Here is a 21,126-nt window from a genome sequence, read left to right on the forward strand (position 1 = left end):
GTAGGAAAAGATGAGACGGTCAGCTACGTATACGATGCTGCAGGCAAACGACTAAGTATGACAGATCAGACGGGTACAACATCCTATGCGTATGATCCGTATACGGAGCAATTAGATACCTTGTCTTACCCAGATGGTTTAAAGCTCTCCAATCAGTATGATGCTAATGGGAATCGAACCGAAATGACAGGACCATTTGGCGAGCAAGTAAACTACACGTATGATCAATTGAACAGATTGAAAACTGTAGGCAATATAAAAGATAAGCCTGTTTCGGAATATTCCTATACCAAAAATGGATTGCTGGACACAACCGTATCTGCAAATGATTATCGCCAGCAAAACAAATATAACGGGATTGAGTTAGTTGAATTAAAGTACACACGATCTGATGCGGAAACGAATAGCTTTCAATATAGCTACGATCCAGGTAAAAATATCACGAAACGCACTCAAAATGGTGTAGAGGATGCCTTTACGTACGATAAGCTGAATCGGATTGCTACCTCCACCGAAAATCAGGATGCTTATTCTTATGATGCCAGAGGGAATCGTCTTACGATGGAAACGGAGAGAACTCCGCATACGAAGCCGAGGGAGAACAGCTTTGACGATCAGAACCGATTGACTCAAGTCAAGGTCAATGGAAAGCTCGTAGAGTACCAATACAACGGGGATGGATTACTGACAGACCGTATACAGGAAGGCGTTCATATCCGTTACTACTATGATGGAAACAGTGCTCAAATTATAGCAGAAGCTACGATTGAAAATGGAAAACCTGTTTTAAAAGCCAATTATATTCGAGGTCTGAAATTAGAGGCTATAGCCTATGCGGATCAAACCAAAGCCTATCCCGTCTATAATGGTCACGGAGATATTATTGAAATCAGGGATTCCTCCGGAGCGTTGCTGAATCAATATCAATATGATATTTGGGGTAATGAAGAGGTCAAGGAAGAAAAAGTCCACAATCCATTCCGTTACTCTGGCGAACTGTGGGATGATACAACAGAACTGCAATACCTACGTGCCAGATGGTATGATCCTGATAGTGGAAGGTTTATTAATGAAGATACGTACGATGGGGAAATTAATGATACATTGAGTTTGAATTTGTATACGTATGTCCAAAACAATCCGTTGAAATATATTGATCCTAGCGGGCATTATATTTCAACAGGACCTTTGGAACAGTTTAAATATGAATTAGAACTAGCTATGAAGGACGTACATTCTAAAAAACAGGCCGATTATTGGCTGTGGAGAGAAGAAATAGGTAGTATTTTTGCTCCTGTGTATAATGACAATAACAATGAATTTAAATTTTTATTTGGATTAGCGACCCAAACAAGCCCTTATGGAAATAGTAAAAAAAAGGCGGATTGGGCTAAGAGTTACCTACTAGAGGCTTATAGTGCTTATATTACAGGATATGTTTATGAGTCCTCTGGTCTTGTTGGTACTGTGGGTTCCATGTTTGGACCTAGTAATAGTAGGAGCACAGGACAAGCTAAAGCCAAAATTTTCAGTGCAGATGGAAATGCTGAGTTAAGGGCGACCAGACGGCCTGTATTTGATAAGTGGATGGAGAATGGTGTTGAAGTCGGTGGCCAAGGATTCAAAATGAATCAACATGCTTACAATAGGCTATTTAAGTCAGGTCGCAAAGATATTATGCCAGATGATATCACAACAGCACTTAGTAAAAAGCCAACTCCGGGTGAGCCAGGAAGCGTGATATATACTAATCCATCAACTGGTACTAAGGTCTATGTCAATCCAACAAGTAAAGAGATTGTTGGAGTTCAACCTGGCAGTTTCAAATAAAGAGCGGAAGGAGAACTTTAGTAGTGTTATTAAAAGAGATTGATACAAACCACGGTACCTCTAGGGTGTCATGCACATACACTCCGTCTATTGAAACCTACAATATTGTCACAGATAATATGACGGATGATTGTAAACCTACCCAGCTTGGCAATGGATGTTGCATTTGGCTAAATGAGAAAGGGCAACTCGGAGAGATTGAATGTATTTGTCCAAAGAGTTTCAAAAATGGAATTTCAACATATTTTCATCTTGACGAATGGATTGATGGGACACCTTCTTTCGAGATATCTTCAATTGATGGTGATGTAGTCATTGAACAACTTGAGGATGGATATATTATCTGGTTATCGAGAAAAAGTAACGTAGAACTAGAAGTATCGCAAAGTGGAATAAGCTACTTGCTATCAGGAAATAAACTATCAGGTATAGTAGCTAAAAAAAGTGAAATAATTGAATGAACCATAATGGATTGTGATGCCTAGTAGGAATGAAGTTTTGCCTAAATCCATATAAGGAAATAGTAAGAGATTTTAAAGGGATTAGAGGAAGATAATAATAATTATGGTTTTCTATATTAACCACATGTAAAACTCTTGCATGTGGTTTCTTTTTATGGTCGTGGGTTCGAATCCCGCTACTCCGATTTTTATCAAAATGTCCTGCTGATGCAGCTAATGTGTCTGCCGGGCGTTTTTTTTTGAATATTATATACCCTATCGCTCTTGTCTCTACTGGGTTTTGACGAGCTAGTCGTATGCAACGAATGTATGTACTTGTGGAGCATTTGAGAGGAGATATGGATAAAGCCACCTCTGCATTGGATTCGGAGGCAGAAGTGGAAATTCAACAATCGTTGGCGGAATGGTCTGCTGTATGACTTTTTTAATTTGCCTATAAAGATTCCTGAAGGGCTTTAGAAGAAGTGCTGTAATCAGCATAACGGGGAAGCACAATAGTGTAGTATATTCCTACAATAACGGTACAGACCCCAACTAATAAAAACAAGAGCTCAATTGGAATAAATGAAGGGAAGCTTACAGCAATGAAACCTAATGTAAGAGACTGGGACAGCATCATTAACGGATTAATCAAACCTTGCACTCGTCCCATCATTTGAGGATCTACAATACGAGGAAGCCATCCTCCTATACCAATGTTAATGAACGGAAGTATCAGTGCAATGACAAAGTTGATAATCAGAAAAGCATAGAGGTGGTTAACAAATCCAAGTGTGCACATACCCATTCCGGCTACCAGAACTCCCGCTGCAATCATTTGGTGTAGCTTTAGCTTGGCGGAGATGAGAGATGCGATTAGGGTACCAAGCAACACACCAGCTCCAAAAATAATACCTGTCCATACCATATACTGCTCATAGTTGTCTGGAGCTAGCTTATATTTAAGAATAAACATCGGTAAAACGCTAAAACCACCATTTAAAATACCAAACATGAAAAAGCCTGAAACCAACCAAAGCAATAGTCTGTTGCGTAATATGTAAAGAAACCCTTGTTTAAAATCGATCATGACAAGTTTGAATTTTAATTGTTTGAATTGATGTGCTCCGTTCGGAAGGCGTACTTCCTTTGGAATTTTGCAGGAACGAATAAGCAGTGCAGACACAATAAAAGAAACAGCATCAATTAGGATGGCTCCAGTAATTCCAAAGTGCCAGTAAACGACGGCCCCTAGAGTTCCTCCAAATAACATGAAAAGACTCCCCATCATTTGATTGAGGCCTGCGGCAATGGTGTAATCCTCTTCGTTTAATATCCCCTGTATAATGGCACTTTCGGCTGGAAAGAAAAATTTGGAGGCAGCACTACGGATGAAGAGGAGGGCAAATATCAAAGGAATCGAATCGACCCAAATAAAAATAAGCAAACATAAGGATAAAAAAGCGCTGATCCAGTCACAATTAACAGCAATTTTTTGTCGGTCCATCCGATCTGCTAGCACTCCAACCACGAGAAATACTACCAGCATCGGAAGCGAATACATTAACTCGGCAAGCGTTGCATAGTATGGCTGATTTGTAAACCGTTTCAACAAATAAAACATGAATGCAGTAACCCCGATAATTCCTCCCATTTGTGAGGCGAAGGTTGCCAGAAAAAACCTGACATAATTCTTGTTTCTGAGTACTTGTTTTAATCCAGTCACAGTTCCATCCCTTTCGCTTTCAAAGCGGTTTTTAGATGCCTAAGTAAAATAATAGTGAAAAGTAGGAATATTGTACAGAAAAGTGACTTTAATGTCACTTTAAGTTTGGATTTGCAACGTATCAGCCCCTTTGCTTTTAAATTCTGCTGTTAACGTAATCATATTGGGGTGGACTGGGAAGTTGTTTTCAAAATGGTTTGGCGTAGTATGAGGAGCAACATAAACTTAAATAACCAGCCGTCGGTTGATATCCGACGGCTGGTTATTTAAGTTGCTAGGTGTTTGAGTCTGACTCACAAATGGGTGTCAGTCTTCAATCTTAATGAAGCTAAATCCTCGCCATTTGTAGCGATTACTTTTTTATACCAATCAAAGCGTTTCTTCTTTTTGTGGAATGGCTTCTTTTAATTGTCCGATATGTTGTCTGAAATAATCAATACGGTAATCGTCTATAATGAGGGTGTAAGAATTACAGAATAGCCCGATTCATCTCATTTACGCATGGATATGTTGAGAAAAAGGAAATGCTCATAGCTAGAAAACTTTATACAATGGAAGAGGAATAAGAATTGTGAAATTCGACTTTTGATGAAGGATTTCATATAATGTGAGCATATTGTGAACAACTTAAATTGAAGACTTAATAAAAAAATGAAAATGATTTCCGTCCAGCTATGAATTTCAAAATTTGACGGAGGGAACGAGATGACAATGGAAGAGAGCAGCAGACAGGTACCTTGGCAGGCGTATTACGGACCTAATCTAGGTTATGTGCAGGACCAGTATGAAAAGTATGTAGCGGACCCCGGAACAGTTGATCCGGCTTACCGCGAGCTGTTTGATCAATGGGGTGAGCCGCCACAATCCGAATACTCGGCTGCTTCCATGATAGACAACAAATTGCAAGGCCCCCCCACAAGTGCTTTGGGGCACCTTGACTCGAACACATTGCAGAAAGCGGTTACAGCAGGGAAAATGGTGTGGAATATCCGTGAATACGGACATTTAGCCGCCCAAATCGATCCGCTGGAACTGGATGCAGAGCAGGATACACGCCTGCTTAATCCAGCATCTTACGGTTTAACTGAACAAGACTTGAAGGCTTTTCCAGCCTCTTTAATATGGGATAACGCTCCTGCGGGAACACTTAACGGATGGGAAGCCATTCAACGGTTACGTGTAGCATACACAGGACCGATTGCCTATGAATTTAGTCATATTCACAACGAGGAGGAACGCCGCTGGCTGAACAGCTATGCAGAATCTGGCTGGTCCTCCAAGCCACTTACAACACAGGAACGCAAGTCGTTGCTGGGCAGATTGGTAGAAGTAGAACAGTTCGAAGAGTTTTTGCATAAAACATTCGTCGGACAGAAACGTTTTTCGATTGAGGGTAATGATGTGCTTGTCCCTGTACTCGACGAGATTATTCGTCTAACCACAAATGCAGGAGCAAGTCATGTCCTGATGGGTATGGCGCATCGCGGCCGTTTGAATGTACTGGCTCATGTGCTGGGCAAGCCTTACAGTAAAATTTTCTCTGAATTTCATCATTCGCCGAATAAAGATTTGATCCCGTCGGAAGGTTCCACAGGAATTAACTATGGCTGGACTGGCGATGTGAAATATCATCTGGGTGCTGATCGTTTTGTAAAAGATGGGGGAGCGGTGCAGGCCCGTCTGACATTGGCGAATAACCCAAGTCACCTGGAATATGTGAATCCAGTGGTACAAGGATTTTCACGAGCTGCACAGGAAGACCGCAGTGAGGCTGGTTATCCGAAGCTGGATGTGAGCAAGGCAGCTACAATTATTATGCACGGTGATGCGGCTTTCCCAGGTGAAGGTATCGTGGCAGAATCACTTAATTTCACTAATTTGCGTGGCTTCCGTAATGGCGGCACGGTCCATATTATTGTGAATAATCGTCTGGGTTTTACAACGGAAAGTGTCGATTCCCGTTCGACCCGTTATGCCAGTGATCTGGCTAAAGGCTATGAAATTCCAATTGTGCATGTGAACGCGGATAATCCCGAAGCTTGTATTGCAGCTGCTCGTATGGCTGGCGAATACCGCAATCGTTTCAAGAAGGATTTTCTGATTGATCTGATTGGTTACCGTCGTTATGGTCACAATGAATCCGATGACCCGGAAACAACACAACCGCTGGTATATCGTAAGGTGAAGAATCATCCGACGGTGAGCAAATTGTATACTCAAAAGCTGATGAAGCAGGGGGTTGTGGATGAAGCGTTTAGTGCCGGCCTCATTGAAAAGGTCCAAACCAGACTGAAGGAAGCGCATGAGCATGTGAAGAATCAACCGGAACAAGAGCCGGAAATGACTCCTGTGAAGGCGAAAAAGAATCAGAGTTCTATGGTACGTACTGCAGTGGAATTGAAAAAGCTGCGCCAAATCAATGAAAACTTGCTCAAATGGCCACAGGCTTTTCATGTATATCCGAAGCTGGATCGAATTTTACAGCGTAGAAAAACCGCTCTGAACGAGGGAGAAAAGGTAGATTGGAGCTTGGCGGAGACGCTGGCTTTGGCCACCATTCTTGCAGACGGCAAGCCTATTCGTATGACAGGTCAGGATGCGGAGCGAGCTACATTTGCTCACCGTAACCTCGTGCTGCATGAGCCTGAAACAGGCCGTACACATTGCCCGTTGCATACTTTGCCGGAAGCACGTGCTTCGTTCAGTATTCATAACAGTCCATTGTCTGAGGCATCTGTCCTCGGTTTTGAATACGGCTATAACGTGTATTCTCCTGAAACGTTAGTGATTTGGGAAGCGCAATTCGGCGATTTTGCCAACTGTGCACAGGTTATTTTTGACCAATTCATTTCTGCGGGCCGTGCTAAATGGAGACAGAAATCGAGTCTGGTGATGCTGTTACCGCATGGTAGCGAAGGACAAGGACCAGAGCACACGAGCGCACGTCTGGAGCGTTTTCTCCAGTTGTCCGCACAAAATAACTGGACTGTCGCTAATTTGAGCAGTGCCTCTCAGTATTTCCATCTGCTGCGCCGTCAGGCTGCATTAAGCGAAAGTGAGGAAGCCCGCCCGCTTGTGATGATGTCGCCGAAGAGCCTGATTCGTAATAATCGTGTCGCTTCGCCTGCTTCCGAATTCAGTGAAGGAGCATTCCGTCCTGTGTTGGAACAGCCTGGTCTGGGTGCACGTCCGGATCGTGTAGAGCGCATTGTACTGTGCAGTGGAAAGATTGCCATTGATCTCGAAGAAGCATTGGAAAAGGATAAGAATGAGGCAGAAGAGCGTCTGCATATTATTCGTGTGGAGCAGCTATACCCTTTCCCGGAAGAGGAAATTCGGAATATTTTCGGCCGCTTCCCGCATGTTAAGGAGTTCGTATGGGCTCAGGAAGAACCTAAAAATATGGGGGCTTGGAGTTACATTGAACCTCGTCTGCGGAATGTAGTGCCACAGGGAGCGGAAATTCGTTACGCAGGCAGACCAGATCGTTCAAGCCCGGCCAGCGGTTATCAGCAAGTACACAGCCTAGAACAACAGCGAATTATTCAATCGGCGTTGAAGCAGGATTCCAAAAACAATATTACACTTGGGAGGTAGCGGCTGTGAGCGATATTATAGTGCCAGCAATGGGAGAATCCATCACGGAAGGAACAATCTCCAAATGGCTTGTGAAGGAAGGGGATTCCGTAGGACAGGGAGATGTTCTACTGGAGCTGGAAACCGATAAGGTTAATCTGGAAATTAGTGCGGAAGAAGCAGGTGTGGTCCAGAAAATCCTTCGTCAGGAGGGAGATACTGTGGTCATCGGTGAAGCTGTTGGCTTGATCGGAAGCGGCAGTGGTGATGCGGAATCAACCGGTGCTGGAGAAGTTGCAGCGACTCAAGCGCCTGAAGCACCGTCCGTAGCGACTTCACCGTCTTCCGTAGGAGGCGGCGTTAAAGCAGAAGAAAAGTCTGCACCGCCTATTTCATCGAATGGCGACGGGAATGGCCAGACGGCATCACCATCCGCCCGGAAGTTGGCGCGTGAGCGCGGGATTGATCTTGAACAGGTACAGGGAAAGGACCCGCTCGGACGTGTTTTCCAGGAGGACGTAAAAACGCATAACAGCGCTGAAGTGTCACGTGCAGCATCTGTACCTACGTCTCCCGCTACTAGCAAGCCTGCGCCTCCGTCTCCAGCTCAAACGGAGTACAGCAAGCCTGTGGAACGCCAGCGGATGTCTCGACGCAGAGCGACGATCGCTAAGCGTCTTGTTGAAGCACAGCAAACAGCTGCCATGCTCACCACTTTTAATGAAGTGGATATGACCGCCATTCTCGATGTGCGTAAACGCCGTAAAGATAAGTTTAAGGAAAAACATGATGTAGGCTTGGGTTTTATGTCCTTCTTTACAAAGGCAGTGGTTGGTGCACTCAAGCGCTTCCCTACCGTGAATGCAGAAATTAATGGCGATGATATCGTACTGAAAAAATACTATGATATCGGGATCGCTGTATCTGCCAAGGAAGGTTTGGTCGTGCCAGTTGTAAGGGATGCTGATCGTCTCGGCTTTGCTGAGATCGAGAAGAGCATTGCAGATTTGGCTGGCAAAGCTCGCTCCAATTCACTTTCTCTGGCCGACTTGCAAGGGGGAACGTTTACTATAACCAATGGAGGTATTTTTGGTTCCCTGCTGTCTACGCCGATTCTCAATACGCCGCAAGTGGGTATTTTGGGAATGCATAAAATCCAACTTCGCCCGATTGCCATCGACGAGGAACGAATGGAAAATCGTCCGATGATGTATATCGCGTTGTCCTACGATCACCGGATTATTGATGGTAGTGAGGCGGTTCGTTTCCTGGTAACGGTCAAAGAATTGCTGGAAGATCCGGAATCATTGTTACTGGAAGGATAAAATAAATCGGGCAAGTGTATCTCCTCTTTACGTGTATGACAAAAGCAGACTCTTGCGAGTCTGCTTTTTTTCCTGCATAGTTATAACATAAGGCGACTGACATTACAGGCAGTAAATGTAGAGAAGGGCGGGAACTGTTTTGGACAAAGACTTGCGCTACCCGATAGGATCATTCGTTGTTCCAGATACCATTACAGAAGAACAGCTTATCGCATGGATTCACGACATTGCTGAATTGCCTGCACAGCTACGTCGGGCGGTCGAAGGACTGAATGAGCAGCAGCTAAATACGCCTTATCGCGAAGGGGGCTGGACGATTCGGCAGGTAGTTCATCATGTGGCAGACAGCCATATGAACAGCTATATCCGTTTTAAGCTGGCACTGACGGAGGATACGCCGACGATCAAGCCATATGATGAAGGGCGTTGGGACGAAATACCAGACGCCAGGGAGCTTCCGCTGGAACCTTCGTTGCAACTGCTGGAAGGATTGCATGAACGGTGGGTGACCGTGTTGCGATCGTTGGGAGAGGATCAGCTGCACCGATCGTTTATTCATCCTGAATCGGGCCAGACGATCCGCCTGGAGCGAAACATCGGCATCTATGCCTGGCATGGCAAGCATCATACAGCTCATATTACTTCCTTGAGAGAACGAAATGCATGGTGATTTTTAAAACTATACCCGAATGAAATATAAAGGAATAAAAAGAAACCTTCAATTCCACTTTAATCGTGGTTTTAAAGGTTTCTTTTCTTATTTCCTCACAAGGCTGATGACTTGGTGTCAGAAGAAAATAAAGTATTAGACTGAAAAATAAAGTGTTAGACTCGGAAAATAAAGTTGTAGACTGAGAAAATAAAGAATTAGACTGGCGGGTGCTTCATTACGCTAACGGGCAGGTTAGTTTAAATACATATTCAACTTAGCAATCAATATAAAATTACAATACTGGATTGTAGAACGCTGATTGCAAAGTTATTACACGTTCAAGTATTAACTCTTTTGGGAGATTGGATTGGCGTTGCAGGGAAACCAATAACTATTCATGATATGACGGCTTCCGCCTAAGGTATGGCAACTTCGAATGCTCGTCACTCGGGTCAGAGGAGAAAGAACATAGCCCTATAGAAACCCGCGCTAGGCGCGTTTTTTTCATTTTAAAGGGTCAAGTTCATGTCCTTGGTCAGGTACAAGAATTTGACCCTATTGCCGATAATGGACATGAACAAGTCCTTATAGCCGTTGACTACACAGAGAATCTATTCCGCTACTCTGGAGAGTGGGACGGGGTAACAGGTCTTCAGTATATGCGCAGCCGCTGGTATGATCAAACAAAAGGATACCTTTCTCCAAATAGCTTTACGGAATACTCAGAAACTGCCCGGGTAAAATGGTACGGATAAGTTGATGTATTAGAAATATTTATATCGGAATTTTTGGATATTAAAGCTAACTTATTCCCTGTGTTTTTACCAAGGCACAACTCCATTTTCATCAAAAAAGCTACCAGTTGGACCATCATTATTGATTGTGGCAAGCTTAACTACACTGGAAGCTGCTTGTTCGACTGTGCGATAGCCACTATTACCATTTAAATCGGTAGCTGTAAATCCAGGGCAAACCGAGTTGATTTTAATAGGAGTATCTCTTAATTCTTTAGCAAAGAAAACAGTTAAAGCATTTACAGCCGTTTTGGAACTATTGTAGGCGAGCGAATTCACATTATAAAATTCCGACGTTGGGTCTGAATTCAAAGTTAAGGAACCTAATCCGCTGGAAAGATTTACGATTCTTCCGGCAGAAGATTTTTTGAGCAATGGAAGTATTGCTTTAGTGACAGAAAATACGCCGAAAACGTTTGTCTCATATGTATTCTTGAGAACGGACAGTTCCAGTTCACTTGGAGGTGTGTTGCCTTCAAAAAACACGCCTGCATTATTAATCAAGATATCAAGGTATCCATATTCTTGTTCAATCCATTCTACTGCGGAGAGAACGGAGCTGGGGTTTGTGACATCAAGAACCACCGTTTTAGCTTTAATATTCTCCGTTTCTAAAAACGTTACGGCCTCATGTCCTTTTTCTTCGCTTCTTGCTCCTATTAAAATCTCATACCCCATGTTTCCCAATTGTCTTGCTGTCTCAAAACCAATACCTTTGTTGCCACCTGTAATTAATACGATCTTGGATTTATTCATAAAATTGCCTCCCTAATCTATTTTCTAAAACCTGTACCTACGAAAATGTATTTAATTCTTATATTTGTCACTGCTATTTAGATTCTCTCATTGTAATCGAGACATATCTCCTTTCATTTCTGATATAGTTAATATAGTGGAAATGATTGATACTTGTAAGTACGCACATTTTTGTAACTTAATGAATGGAGTGGCAATATGGGATATGGATTAAAAGAATATGGCGATTGCAGTGAAGATGTTATAAGGGCCTGCCCTGTTGAAATGGCTTTACATATGATAGGAGGAAAATGGAAGGGAATCATTATCGACATTTTATCCGAAAAATCGGTCAGATTTAATGAACTTAAACGATTAATACCAGGGATTTCACAACGGATGCTGACTTTACAACTCAGGGAACTCGAGGCGGATGGAATTGTGAAGAGGATAGTAGATGACACTGTGCCACCCAAAGTAGAATACTTCCTCACTGAACAAGGAAATAAATTGTCGAGTATCATCGATTCTATAAGAGTATGGGGAAAAGAGTTTCTATCCTAAGTCTGCGATCGGGAAGTCTTAGTGGATAGCCGTATACTTACTCTCTGCCGATAGATATGACGAACCAAAGAAGAATCTCTTTGAAGCTGGTGCTTTATATTTGTTTCAGTGAATGCGGATGAAATTAATATGTAAGATGCGAACTGAGTTCCAGTGCGCAAATCACCAAGAGATATGCGGCTGAAAATATCGTCGGAAAACAAATCGTAGGCGTCGTCAATTTTCCACCGCGCCGCATAGCGGGATTCAATTCGGAAGTTTTGGTTCTGGGCGGACTGCCTGAACAGGGAGATGTCGTGCTGTTAAAGCCGGATTTCGATCTACCCAACGGAACGCAAATCAGATAATAAAGGCAAAACCCACCGTGCAAGGCGACAACCTTACGGTGGGTTTTAATTTCTTAAATAACCCTGTATGATTTGTTATTACCACCCTTTCTTGTTCTCAATTATAAGTAATTGGAATTGTTCGTTCTTATATGGACTCTTTAGAAATTTTCATATTTGAGGTCATTAAGCTAACGGGGAACGTTAGTTCAATGAAACAGCGACAGTCTAGGACTTTATTTTCTCGTCCTTGGCTGTCGCTGTTCCAATTTTTAAGGTCAGTCTAAAACTTATTTTATGAAGTCTGGGGGGGAACAATTCGAAAAGTCGAATGGAATACGGACACCCAGTCTAGTACTATATTTTCTTTTGACACTTGGACGAGGTTGATTGTTCAGGTGCCTCGGAGGCTCCAGACAATGCGGAAACAGAGGTCACCCCTGTGTTAACATGACGGTCGAGCCAGTCCACGATGTCACTCATCACCTCGTCGCGGTTTGTTTCATGCAGCATCTCATGGCGACCGCCAGGATAGAGGCGATACTCCATGTCCTGAAGCTCTAGGCTTCGATACATTTCCACTAGTGACAATACACCTTTACCGAACAAACCCACTGGATCACGATCCCCGGCAAAAATATAAACTGGCAGTTTGGGATTGATGTGTTTCAGCGAGGAAGGCCAGTGGATTTCTTGCAATAGCCTGAAAAAATCCAGAAAAAAGCCTGTCGTGCAAATAGCTCCACATAATGGGTCATGTACGAACTGATCTACTTCCTCAGGATCACGGGACAGCCAGTCAAACGCCGTACGCACTGGACGAAAGGCGCGGTTAAAGCCGCCAAAGACCATGGCGTTGAGCAGCATGCTGCGATGATCCATTCCTTGCAGCTTGGCTTGCAGTAGAGCAACTTGCTCTCCGAGCTTTAGGAGACCACGTCGTCCGTTGGTTCCCGATAAAATAAACCCGTAATACGTTTGCCGATCATCATACATAATTTTCTGGGTTAAAAAGGACCCCATGCTGTGACCCAGCAAAAAACGAGACTGATCAGGGAATTCCTTAGCCGCAATTTCGCCTAGCTCCAGCATGCCGTTTGCCATTCGATTAAACGCATTAGCTCCCGGCATACCCAGCTTATCAGGATCACCAGCCGTGCGCCCGTGACCGATATGATCGTTGGCATACACACCATAACCGCAACCAGTAAGCTTTTCGGCCAGTCGAATGTAGCGATAGGATGTCTCGCACATACCATGCGAAATTTGAACAATCCCCTTAAGGGGCAAATTCTGATCAGGCAGCCAGCGGTAGGCAAAAAGCTCTGTTCCGTCATTTTCAGCGATGGTGAAGGTGTATTCCCGCATAATTAGACATCACATCCTTTAAGCTTTAAGGAAGATAAGATCTAAGTACGGTCATTCCGTCATTCAGCGTGTAACCGCTCAGGTTAGCAGGCAACAGGAAGCAATCTCCAGCTTTACAGGAAAGAGACTCGGTATTATTGTTCCATGTTATGGTCCCACTGCCTTCACAAATCACGAGAATGGTGAAGCTGTCTTCCGTTGTAGAAAGTGCCCAACTTCCATCTACGATACCCTTTTCCACAACAAAATACTCACAGGCAGCCAGCTGGAGCCATTTTCCAGGCTGTAAGCCGTCCGTTTTCATCGTTGTTGCACCTGCACCCTCGTAGGAGGTTACATTGAGGGAATCCTCGATATGCAACTCACGAGGCTTGCCGTCTAGTCCGGGGCGATTGTAGTCATATAAGCGATAGGTAGTATCCGAATTTTGCTGGATTTCAGCAACGACAACGCCTGCACACAGTGCATGTACGGTTCCGGCGGGAATGAAGAACGTATCGCCTGCTTCGACTGGAACCTGGCGCAAACTGCCGAGGATGTCCCCACTTTCAAGAGCTGTGCGCAGACTCTCGCGAGTTACACCTTCGGTCAGACCATAAATAATCTTGGCATCTGGCTTGGCATCAAGCACGTACCACATTTCAGTTTTCCCTAATTCTCCGGCTGGAAGTCCTGCGTAATCATCTGTCGGATGCACCTGAACGGATAAGTCATCATTACAATCCAGTAGTTTGATCAAAAGTGGAAATCGTCCGCCTTTTTCCGATACACCCTTGGCCCCGAGCCAATCCTGCCCGTAGGTCTCGCGGATTTCATCCAGTCCTTTGCCTGCCAGCTCACCATTGATGACCGTTGTTGTTCCGTTTGGATGATCGGCAATCATCCATCCTTCCCCGATATGTCCTTCTGGTGGGGTTAGACCAAATTGCTCTAAGGCCCGTCCTCCCCAAACTCTCTCTTTGAACTCAGGTTGAAATTGCAGCGGGTATGGCTTTAGCATAATTTCTCTCCTCCATAATGAGTAATGAGTGCGACCTAACAGAATAGGGAAATCAATAACGTGCCGCTGGGGCAATAAACTGGGATGAATAGCGCCCGAACGAGCTTAAAAAATGATATATGTAAGGCGGCTAAAAAAGCCGCTCATAACCTGAGTTTAAAATCCGACATTATTTCTTTTCAACCGCCACTACGTAAGGCGAAGCGGCTCGTTGTAATTGACGATAAATAATGCTTTGACCGCTGGAGACTGGGAGAGCAGAAGCCCATTGAAGAACGGCATCTGCTTCTTCAATGCCTCCAGCATGCCCTGGATAGAGTACGGCAGTCAGAATGCCGCGTGGTCGCAGCAATTGTAAGGCAGCATCAAGTGCGACGAGCGTGCTGTCTGTATGCGTGATGACAGTCGGATCGGCACCTTCGGAAGGCAAGTAGCCGAGGTTAAACATGACCGCAGCGACTTTGCCATGCAGCATGTCTGGAACGGCCTCCCGCATTTGCTCGTGACCTTGTAGCAGTAGCGATACTTCTGCTAATGAAGGCGAAGCGTTTTCTTCCAGTCGACGACGGGCGCAATGCAGTGCTTCTTGCTGGATGTCGAAGCCATAGACACGGCCCCGTTTGCCAGCAGCTTTTGCCAGAAACAACGTATCTGCTCCTGTGCCGACGGTGGCATCTATAGCAGTATCACCTGGCTGCACCCGCGCAGCCACCAATTGATGAGCGTAGCTCAGGACGGATAGGAACCCCATTTAAGGTTGCCTCCAGTATTTTCCCTGCCACGTTTCACGTGACTTCAGTTCATGATCGATGGCATTAAGCACTTCCCATTTTTTAAGCGACCACATGGGTCCCACTAGCAAATCGCGTGGGGCATCTCCGGTTAACCGATGAACGATCATTTCGGGAGGTAAAATCTCCAGCGTATCAACTATCAGCTTAACGTATTCGTCCTTTTCCAGAAAGCGTAGCAATCCCGCTTCATACTGCTTGACCATGGGCGTTTTGCGCATGAGATGCAGCAGGTGGATTTTGATGCCCTGCACATCCATAGCCGCTACTGCACGTCCCGTATCGAGCATCATTTCATGCGTCTCTTGGGGCAGACCATAAATAATGTGGGCGCACACGCGGATATTCCGCTTGCGCAGCTTTTCCACCGCATCCAGATAGCATTGAGTATCATGAGCACGGTTAATCAGCTCTGAGGTCGATTCATGGACAGTTTGCAGACCCATTTCAACCCACAGGTACGTGCGTTCGTTTAGCTCGGCAAGGTAATCCACTACATCGTCAGGCAGGCAATCAGGACGTGTAGCGATGGAGAGACCGACAACGCCAGGCTGCTCCAGAATAACCTCAAAGTATTCTCGCAGTTCCTCAACCGGGGCATACGTATTAGTGTAGGCTTGGAAATAGCCAATATATTTGGCGTTTGGCCATTTTAGATGCTGCCGATCCCGAATCGTATTGAACTGGGTGACCAGATCATCACGACGACGCCCAGCAAAATCACCCGATCCACGTGCGCTACAAAAGGTGCAACCCCCTTTAGCGATGGAACCATCGCGATTCGGACAGGTAAAACCCGCATCCAGCATGACTTTGAACACTTTATTTTGAAATTGCTCACGCATTTCGTAATTCCAAGTATGGAACCGTTTATCTCCCCACAGGAGAGGAGCAGGCAATAAATCTGTTTTCATGGGTGTACTCCTTTTTTTACGATCACCCTATTGTAACAAAAATCAGTCTTCATTGGGAATCATTTGACCGAACAAGTCAATAAAATGTGCGGATTTTATGGCGTTGCGGATTGAAAAAGGTTACACAATGTGTTATATTGTAAGCGGTACCAGACATACAATAAAAGGACTGTTTTCGATCCTGAAGATAAAAGTTATCCGTTGCTAATGATTATTCTTCAGGGAGGCAGCTATGCTGTTTCTATCGCCTGTTTTAGGGTAAGTGCACGTCGGTTCCATCACAAATAACCCGTGAGGTGATCTTTTATGAATGCGCAGGATAAGACGCGTATGGATAAAGTTACTGTTGAGTTAACCTTTGATGAGGCGTTGGCATTGACTGGTGTCCGTTTTGGGCAGGATCGTCAGATTGGAACGACCGCACGTCAAAAAATCAGAGCGGCTTGCCAAAAGACAATTGATTTTTCACCTGCTGATGGGGTAGACTATGAACAATTAAATTAGTTGGACCCCAATCCAAATATATTGAAAAAGGAATTTCATTTCCGTATCTTCAAGCGGGGGTGAAATTCCTTTTTCCTTGATAACAGAGTATATGGAGGAGTAACATGCGTTTACGCGGAAGAAAAGGAATACGGGAAAGTCTGGAAGAACAGCAGGATCTAGTCATCTTGGAGCCGGCACAGTATAAGGGGAAATGGCAGCAGGTTTTTGGTAATGATCGTCCCATTCATGTGGAATTCGGTATGGGTAAAGGGCAATTTATAAGCCAAATGAGCTTCCGGAATCCGGAGGTTAACTATATTGGCTTTGATATGTATGATGAGCTGGTTCGCCGTGCAACAGAAAAGTCTCGTCTGGCCTGGAGTAATTCAGAGGTTGATACGCCGCCTAATATCAAATTGGCACTGGCAAACATTGAACAGATCGAGAATGTTTTTGAACCAGGAGAAATTGAACGCATTTATCTGAATTTTAGTGATCCCTGGCCTAAAGCCAAGCATGCACGTCGTCGTTTGACGCATCCGCGTTTTTTGGACAAGTACCGTCAGCTTTTGAACAGCAAAGGACAAATTCATTTTAAGACCGATTCGGAGACACTGTTTGAGTTTTCTCTGAATTCGTTTGCCGATAGCGGTTTGCAGATGACGAATATTTCGTTAAACCTTCATCGTGAGGGGATCAACGAAGAGCATGTCATGACGGAATATGAACAAAAGTTCATGGGCAAAGGTATGAATATTCATCGAGTCGAGGTGCTGATCGGCAAAGATGCTTTGGAAGAGTACGGAAAAACACGTCTCGAAAAGTATGGGAAATAAAAACAGATCAAACGGATAAAATAAGACAGGGTGCTTCCTTTTAGGAAAGCACCCTGTTCGGTTCCAGTATATCCAGAATACTCTGTGCGCTCTGAAGAGGATAATATCGCGCTACATTATGGACGTGCTCCTGTCGCTTGCGGACGATTTCTGGAAAATCGTGTAGCAGTCGGTTCATCCATTTAACGACAACATCCAGCGAAGTAATCGGTTCTCCGAAGCCTTGAGCCGTAAAGTATTGACAATTTTCCTCCTCCTGTCCAGGGAGAGGTTTGTGAAACAGCATCGGAATCCCTTTGGCCAATCCCTCGGTGCATGTCATTCCGCCGGGTTTGGTGATGAGCAGATTCGATACCTCCATTAATTTGTCGATTTCCCGTGTAAATCCGAAGATATGAATATTTGGATGATTAAACCTAGGATCCAATTGCATTTTACGACGAATTTTATCATTATGCCCCAAACAAAAAATAAATTGAATGTTTTCTCTCCACTGAGTAAGCGAACGATGTATGACTTCGTCATTCATAAGGCCCCAGCCGCCACCCATAACGAGTACGGTCGGGATGGGTTTAAGTCCAAATTGTTCTCTAATTTCATCGTGCCCAGGATGTTCCCAAAAATTTGGATGAACGGGAATGCCGGTCACCTGGATTTTCGAGACGGGTACTCCGCGCGCGCGCAGCTTACGCATGACTTCAGGCGTAGATACAAAGTACCGGTCAACCTCGGGACTAATCCATGTTCCATGTGCATCGTAGTCTGTAATGACAGTACAAAGCGGAACATGTAAGCCTAAGCGCTTCAAACGTGAAATTACCGCGCTTGGGATGGGGTGAGTACATACCACCAAATCGGGACGAAGCTGCCGGAGAATGTTTCGGGTCTGCGTGTAGAACAGACGGTGCAAAGCGAGCGTTGTAAGACGGTTTAATGACTTTTTGTACTGATGACGGTAAACCAATCCGACTAGGCGAGGCTGCGATACAACAGTCTTCTTGTATGCTGTAATAATAAGCGGGGCCATTCTTGGATTCAAAAAACTCCCCAGCTCCAGCACTCTTGTCTGCACATTCGGAGAAAGCTTCCGCAAACTGCTTGAGAGCGCGTAGGCAGCTTGAGTATGTCCGGCACCGAAACCTTCCGATAATAATAACACTCGTTTTTTAGCCACTCTCATTTCACCTGTTCCTGCTGGGATGTTCTCAATCATACCATATCGGCTTTAAGGCCAGAATGCAACCGTTCCTATTGCTGCAGACGTTCCGATGACCGCTCCTGCGAGTACATCCGTTGGGTAGTGGAGACCCAGATAAATCCGAGAAAAACCTACAATTGTTGCTACAGGCAACAGCAGCAGTGTTAGCATCGGTGACTGTAGCATAAAAGGCACGGTAGCTGAAAAAATAGCTGTCGTGTGCCCTGAGGGAAAAGAATGGTCCGACAAGGGGTTGCGGAATGTATTTGTACCTGGTAGCGCCAAATACGGGCGAATCCGCGGATACAGCCTTTTAACGATAGCTACGGGGATGTGACTGACCCCGAGAGCGATGGCTCCCTTCATACCGGAATCTTTCCACGGATTCGGAGCGAGCCACCAAATAAGGAGTGTGGAGGCTATAGTAAAGGTAGCCCCACCTAAATGTGTGAGATAATAAAGCCAGAAGTTCAAAAAACGGTTGTGTAAGCGTCCGTTGATCCATTTGAACAACTGCTGCTCCAGATTTACAAGTTTTACGACTAGACGTTGCATTTGGTTTCCTCCGGTTGCCGGTTCAGGTCAGTCGGCAAATATTTTGAGTCATTTTGACATAATCAGAACATAAGTAATTATTCTCTTGCTCTCATCATATTTTTAAACGCTGTTCATTTCAAGAATCACTAAATATTCATAAATTACTTGGTTCAATTCTACACAGAAATGTTAATGGAATATAAGCCGAATTGTATAACTTTCTTTGCGTTCATCCGTCTAATAAGATAGAGTGTTTAGAAGTGGTTGCTAATTGGCCCACAAAAAGGAGGGACCAAAGAAATAAAAAGTTAGCAAATGGATGAAAATAAGACCTAAGCGTCATGAATGAGAAGCCCAGCGCCGCATTCCCGGTTCAAACGGGGGTTTGTTGTGTTTTTTTGCTGCTGAGACCGGTTTAAGGGCTTTGACAAAAGATTGAAAACCAACGAAAATCGTAATGGCATTCCTGTGTCAGCCAAAAGGGGGCTGCGCACAGCCAATGAAGAAAGCAAGGGTCGGGTCAAAAACTACAGAAAAGGCGCGCAAAGCGCCGCAACTTGCGCTACACAGATAGAAAACAAACAAACGCAAGATTTTAAGGGGTATAAAAAGGGGGTAACAAGAGATCATGTTAGACGCTATTTTCGTGACGCTCCAGATCATACTGGCGGTGATCGCAGTCTATCAGTTTGCATTCTCCTTGTTCGGATTGGTTCGCAAGAAAAGGAAAGAGCACGCGGCTCCAGAAAAATCATTTGCCATTTTAGTCGCTGCCCACAATGAAGAACAGGTTGTCGGAGCATTGATGGAAAATTTGAAGCAACTTGATTATCCGAAGGAACTTTACGATGTGTTCGTAATCTGTGATAACTGTACAGATAAGACTGCGGACATCGTTCGCGCTCACGGCATGAATGCTTGTGAACGTACGAATCCGAATCTGCGTGGTAAAGGCTACGCTATTGAGTGGATGCTTAAGGAATTATGGGCTATGCCGCGCCAATATGATGCTATTGTCATGTTTGATGCTGACAATTTGGCGCATACCAATTTCTTGAGTGAAATGAACAATGATCTGTGTACAGGTGCCCGTGTTATTCAGGGGTACATTGATACTAAGAATCCTGAGGATTCTTGGATTACAGCAGCATACGGGGTATCTTATTGGTACATCAACCGTTTGTGGCAGCTGTCACGTCACAATCTGAACATGGCTAATTTCCTCGGTGGTACAGGCATGTGCTTTGAAACAAATCTGCTTAAGGAAATGGGCTGGGGTGCGACAAGTCTGGTAGAGGATTTGGAATTCACCATGCGCTGCACACAACGCAACGTATATCCAAGATTTAATTACGATGCCAAGGTATATGATGAAAAGCCGTTGACGTTCAAAGCTTCGTCCAGACAGCGTCTGCGCTGGATGCAAGGTCACTTTACGGTAGCTCGTCGTTATTTCTTCCCGTTGCTGTGGCAAAGTATCAAGCAGAGAAGCCTGATTAAATTCGATATGGCTCTTTATGGTCTGAACGTGTATATCGTACTGCTCACCTTCTTGATGACAGTAGCGATGTGGATAGATATTGTGTTATTTGGTGGACCTAATATCGAAAATATTTATGTGCAATTCCCGGCTTGGACCGGTGTTATAGCTGTGGGTCTGAATATTGCTACCTTTGTGATCGCGATGATTTTGGAAAAGGTCACGTTCAAAAAAGTATATCTCTACCTGCTGCTATTCCCGGTATATTTGGTTTCGTGGTATCCGATTACGTTCTATGCGTTCTTTACACAGAACAATAAGCAATGGAGCCATACCCAGCATACGCGTGTCGTTCGCTTGGAAGAGGTTCAGAGTAAGCAAGGTTAATTGGACGGTGAAATAGGACTGAAGATCGGTGTCATTCATTTTTCATTAAAGGGTTGACACCTCGATTGCACCGTGATAAGATATTCGAGTATGTTAATTGAAAAGTATGGATTAACAAGTAGAAGGTCCGACTTCTCACCTGCCCGGTATTGCCGGCTGGT

Annotated in this window: 18 protein-coding genes and 1 pseudogene; 11 read left to right on the forward strand and 8 right to left on the reverse strand. The window is 44.5% G+C overall.

The window, feature by feature from the left end:
- The 3 genes from GRP75_RS29570 to GRP75_RS30275 form a co-directional block, all read left to right on the forward strand.
- A partial coding sequence (locus tag GRP75_RS29570) for an RHS repeat domain-containing protein (protein ID WP_237448952.1) occupies positions 1-1,830 on the forward strand: 1,830 nt, incomplete at its 5' end.
- Between the two features lie 23 nt (positions 1,831-1,853).
- The gene (locus GRP75_RS07580; RefSeq protein WP_160789005.1) at positions 1,854-2,291 is read left to right on the forward strand and encodes a hypothetical protein; all 438 of its coding nucleotides are present in this window, start codon (positions 1,854-1,856) and stop codon (positions 2,289-2,291) included.
- 296 nt (positions 2,292-2,587) lie between these two features.
- Positions 2,588-2,710 (forward strand): hypothetical protein, encoded by a 123-nt coding sequence (locus GRP75_RS30275; RefSeq protein ID WP_272917185.1) that lies wholly within the window; start codon positions 2,588-2,590, stop codon positions 2,708-2,710.
- 14 nt (positions 2,711-2,724) lie between these two features.
- Here the strand turns inward: GRP75_RS30275 and GRP75_RS07585 are convergent, their stop codons facing one another.
- Complete coding sequence (locus GRP75_RS07585; protein WP_053324953.1) at positions 2,725-3,996, reverse strand: MFS transporter; 1,272 nt, start codon at positions 3,994-3,996, stop codon at positions 2,725-2,727.
- 705 nt (positions 3,997-4,701) lie between these two features.
- On the opposite strand from GRP75_RS07585, the gene GRP75_RS07590 reads away from it, so the two are divergent.
- From GRP75_RS07590 to GRP75_RS07600, 3 genes are all read left to right on the forward strand, one after another.
- Entirely contained in the window at positions 4,702-7,593 is a 2,892-nt protein-coding gene (locus GRP75_RS07590) for a 2-oxoglutarate dehydrogenase E1 component (RefSeq protein ID WP_023987745.1), read from the forward strand.
- A gap of 5 nt (positions 7,594-7,598) precedes the next feature.
- Positions 7,599-8,897: a 2-oxoglutarate dehydrogenase complex dihydrolipoyllysine-residue succinyltransferase gene (gene odhB / locus GRP75_RS07595; RefSeq protein ID WP_053324955.1), complete on the forward strand. Its 1,299-nt coding sequence runs from the start codon at positions 7,599-7,601 to the stop codon at positions 8,895-8,897.
- Positions 8,898-9,036: 139 nt separating this feature from the next.
- Entirely contained in the window at positions 9,037-9,567 is a 531-nt protein-coding gene (locus tag GRP75_RS07600) for a YfiT family bacillithiol transferase (protein WP_160789006.1), read from the forward strand.
- An 803-nt stretch (positions 9,568-10,370) separates the two neighbouring features.
- Here the strand turns inward: GRP75_RS07600 and GRP75_RS07605 are convergent.
- On the reverse strand, positions 10,371-11,099 hold the full coding sequence (locus GRP75_RS07605) for an SDR family oxidoreductase (RefSeq protein WP_013308701.1): 729 nt from the start codon (positions 11,097-11,099) through the stop codon (positions 10,371-10,373).
- Positions 11,100-11,297: 198 nt separating this feature from the next.
- Here GRP75_RS07605 and GRP75_RS07610 point away from each other — a divergent pair, with 198 nt between their 5' ends.
- Together GRP75_RS07610 and GRP75_RS07615 are read left to right on the forward strand one after the other, a co-directional pair.
- Positions 11,298-11,642, forward strand: a complete 345-nt coding sequence (locus tag GRP75_RS07610) for a winged helix-turn-helix transcriptional regulator (RefSeq protein WP_160789007.1) — start codon at positions 11,298-11,300, stop codon at positions 11,640-11,642.
- A gap of 146 nt (positions 11,643-11,788) precedes the next feature.
- A pseudogene (locus GRP75_RS07615) lies at positions 11,789-11,989 on the forward strand (tRNA-binding protein); the annotation flags it as partial.
- A 336-nt stretch (positions 11,990-12,325) separates the two neighbouring features.
- Here GRP75_RS07615 and GRP75_RS07620 read toward each other — a convergent pair.
- The 4 genes from GRP75_RS07620 to mnmL form a co-directional block, all read right to left on the reverse strand.
- Positions 12,326-13,336 carry an alpha/beta fold hydrolase gene (locus GRP75_RS07620; protein ID WP_160789008.1) on the reverse strand — a complete coding sequence of 337 codons (1,011 nt, stop codon included), beginning with the start codon at positions 13,334-13,336 and terminating at the stop codon, positions 12,326-12,328.
- A gap of 25 nt (positions 13,337-13,361) precedes the next feature.
- Positions 13,362-14,336, reverse strand: coding sequence for a type I phosphomannose isomerase catalytic subunit (locus GRP75_RS07625; protein WP_023987749.1), 975 nt, complete (start codon positions 14,334-14,336; stop codon positions 13,362-13,364).
- A gap of 169 nt (positions 14,337-14,505) precedes the next feature.
- Complete coding sequence (gene mnmM / locus GRP75_RS07630; RefSeq protein WP_160789009.1) at positions 14,506-15,087, reverse strand: tRNA 5-(aminomethyl)-2-thiouridylate-methyltransferase MnmM; 582 nt, start codon at positions 15,085-15,087, stop codon at positions 14,506-14,508.
- A complete protein-coding gene (gene mnmL / locus GRP75_RS07635; RefSeq protein WP_028542970.1) occupies positions 15,088-16,041 on the reverse strand; it encodes a tRNA modification radical SAM protein MnmL/YtqA in 954 nt (317 codons plus the stop codon).
- A gap of 306 nt (positions 16,042-16,347) precedes the next feature.
- Here mnmL and GRP75_RS07640 point away from each other — a divergent pair, with 306 nt between their 5' ends.
- Both GRP75_RS07640 and trmB read left to right on the forward strand, forming a co-directional pair.
- Positions 16,348-16,545: a hypothetical protein gene (locus GRP75_RS07640; protein WP_013309373.1), complete on the forward strand. Its 198-nt coding sequence runs from the start codon at positions 16,348-16,350 to the stop codon at positions 16,543-16,545.
- 104 nt (positions 16,546-16,649) lie between these two features.
- Complete coding sequence (gene trmB, locus GRP75_RS07645) at positions 16,650-17,363, forward strand: tRNA (guanosine(46)-N7)-methyltransferase TrmB (protein ID WP_023987752.1); 714 nt, start codon at positions 16,650-16,652, stop codon at positions 17,361-17,363.
- Between the two features lie 40 nt (positions 17,364-17,403).
- Here trmB and GRP75_RS07650 read toward each other — a convergent pair whose 3' ends face one another.
- Positions 17,404-18,537 (reverse strand): MGDG synthase family glycosyltransferase, encoded by a 1,134-nt coding sequence (locus GRP75_RS07650; RefSeq protein ID WP_023987753.1) that lies wholly within the window; start codon positions 18,535-18,537, stop codon positions 17,404-17,406.
- Between the two features lie 51 nt (positions 18,538-18,588).
- Positions 18,589-19,116, reverse strand: a complete 528-nt coding sequence (locus GRP75_RS07655) for a phosphatase PAP2 family protein (protein WP_013309376.1) — start codon at positions 19,114-19,116, stop codon at positions 18,589-18,591.
- Between the two features lie 610 nt (positions 19,117-19,726).
- Between GRP75_RS07655 and GRP75_RS07660 the strand changes: the two genes are divergently transcribed.
- Entirely contained in the window at positions 19,727-20,965 is a 1,239-nt protein-coding gene (locus GRP75_RS07660; protein WP_160789010.1) for a glycosyltransferase family 2 protein, read from the forward strand.
- Positions 20,966-21,126: the final 161 nt, after the last annotated feature.

Origin of the sequence: Paenibacillus sp. OT2-17 (assembly GCF_009827695.1) — a bacterium.
In the GTDB taxonomy this organism is placed as follows: Bacteria; Bacillota; Bacilli; order Paenibacillales; family Paenibacillaceae; genus Paenibacillus; species Paenibacillus polymyxa_B.

Excerpts from the sequence above, each read along its gene's own strand:
- GRP75_RS30275 (WP_272917185.1), top strand. The coding sequence starts at position 2,588 with ATGCAACGAATGTATGTACTTGTGGAGCATTTGAGAGGAGATATGGAT.
- GRP75_RS07590 (WP_023987745.1), top strand. The coding sequence starts at position 4,702 with ATGACAATGGAAGAGAGCAGCAGACAGGTACCTTGGCAGGCGTATTAC.
- GRP75_RS07605 (WP_013308701.1), bottom strand. The coding sequence starts at position 11,099 with ATGAATAAATCCAAGATCGTATTAATTACAGGTGGCAACAAAGGTATT.
- GRP75_RS07610 (WP_160789007.1), top strand. The coding sequence starts at position 11,298 with ATGGGATATGGATTAAAAGAATATGGCGATTGCAGTGAAGATGTTATA.
- GRP75_RS07620 (WP_160789008.1), bottom strand. The coding sequence starts at position 13,336 with ATGCGGGAATACACCTTCACCATCGCTGAAAATGACGGAACAGAGCTT.
- GRP75_RS07625 (WP_023987749.1), bottom strand. The coding sequence starts at position 14,336 with ATGCTAAAGCCATACCCGCTGCAATTTCAACCTGAGTTCAAAGAGAGA.
- mnmM (WP_160789009.1), bottom strand. The coding sequence starts at position 15,087 with ATGGGGTTCCTATCCGTCCTGAGCTACGCTCATCAATTGGTGGCTGCG.
- mnmL (WP_028542970.1), bottom strand. The coding sequence starts at position 16,041 with ATGAAAACAGATTTATTGCCTGCTCCTCTCCTGTGGGGAGATAAACGG.
- GRP75_RS07640 (WP_013309373.1), top strand. The coding sequence starts at position 16,348 with ATGAATGCGCAGGATAAGACGCGTATGGATAAAGTTACTGTTGAGTTA.
- trmB (WP_023987752.1), top strand. The coding sequence starts at position 16,650 with ATGCGTTTACGCGGAAGAAAAGGAATACGGGAAAGTCTGGAAGAACAG.
- GRP75_RS07655 (WP_013309376.1), bottom strand. The coding sequence starts at position 19,116 with ATGCAACGTCTAGTCGTAAAACTTGTAAATCTGGAGCAGCAGTTGTTC.
- GRP75_RS07660 (WP_160789010.1), top strand. The coding sequence starts at position 19,727 with ATGTTAGACGCTATTTTCGTGACGCTCCAGATCATACTGGCGGTGATC.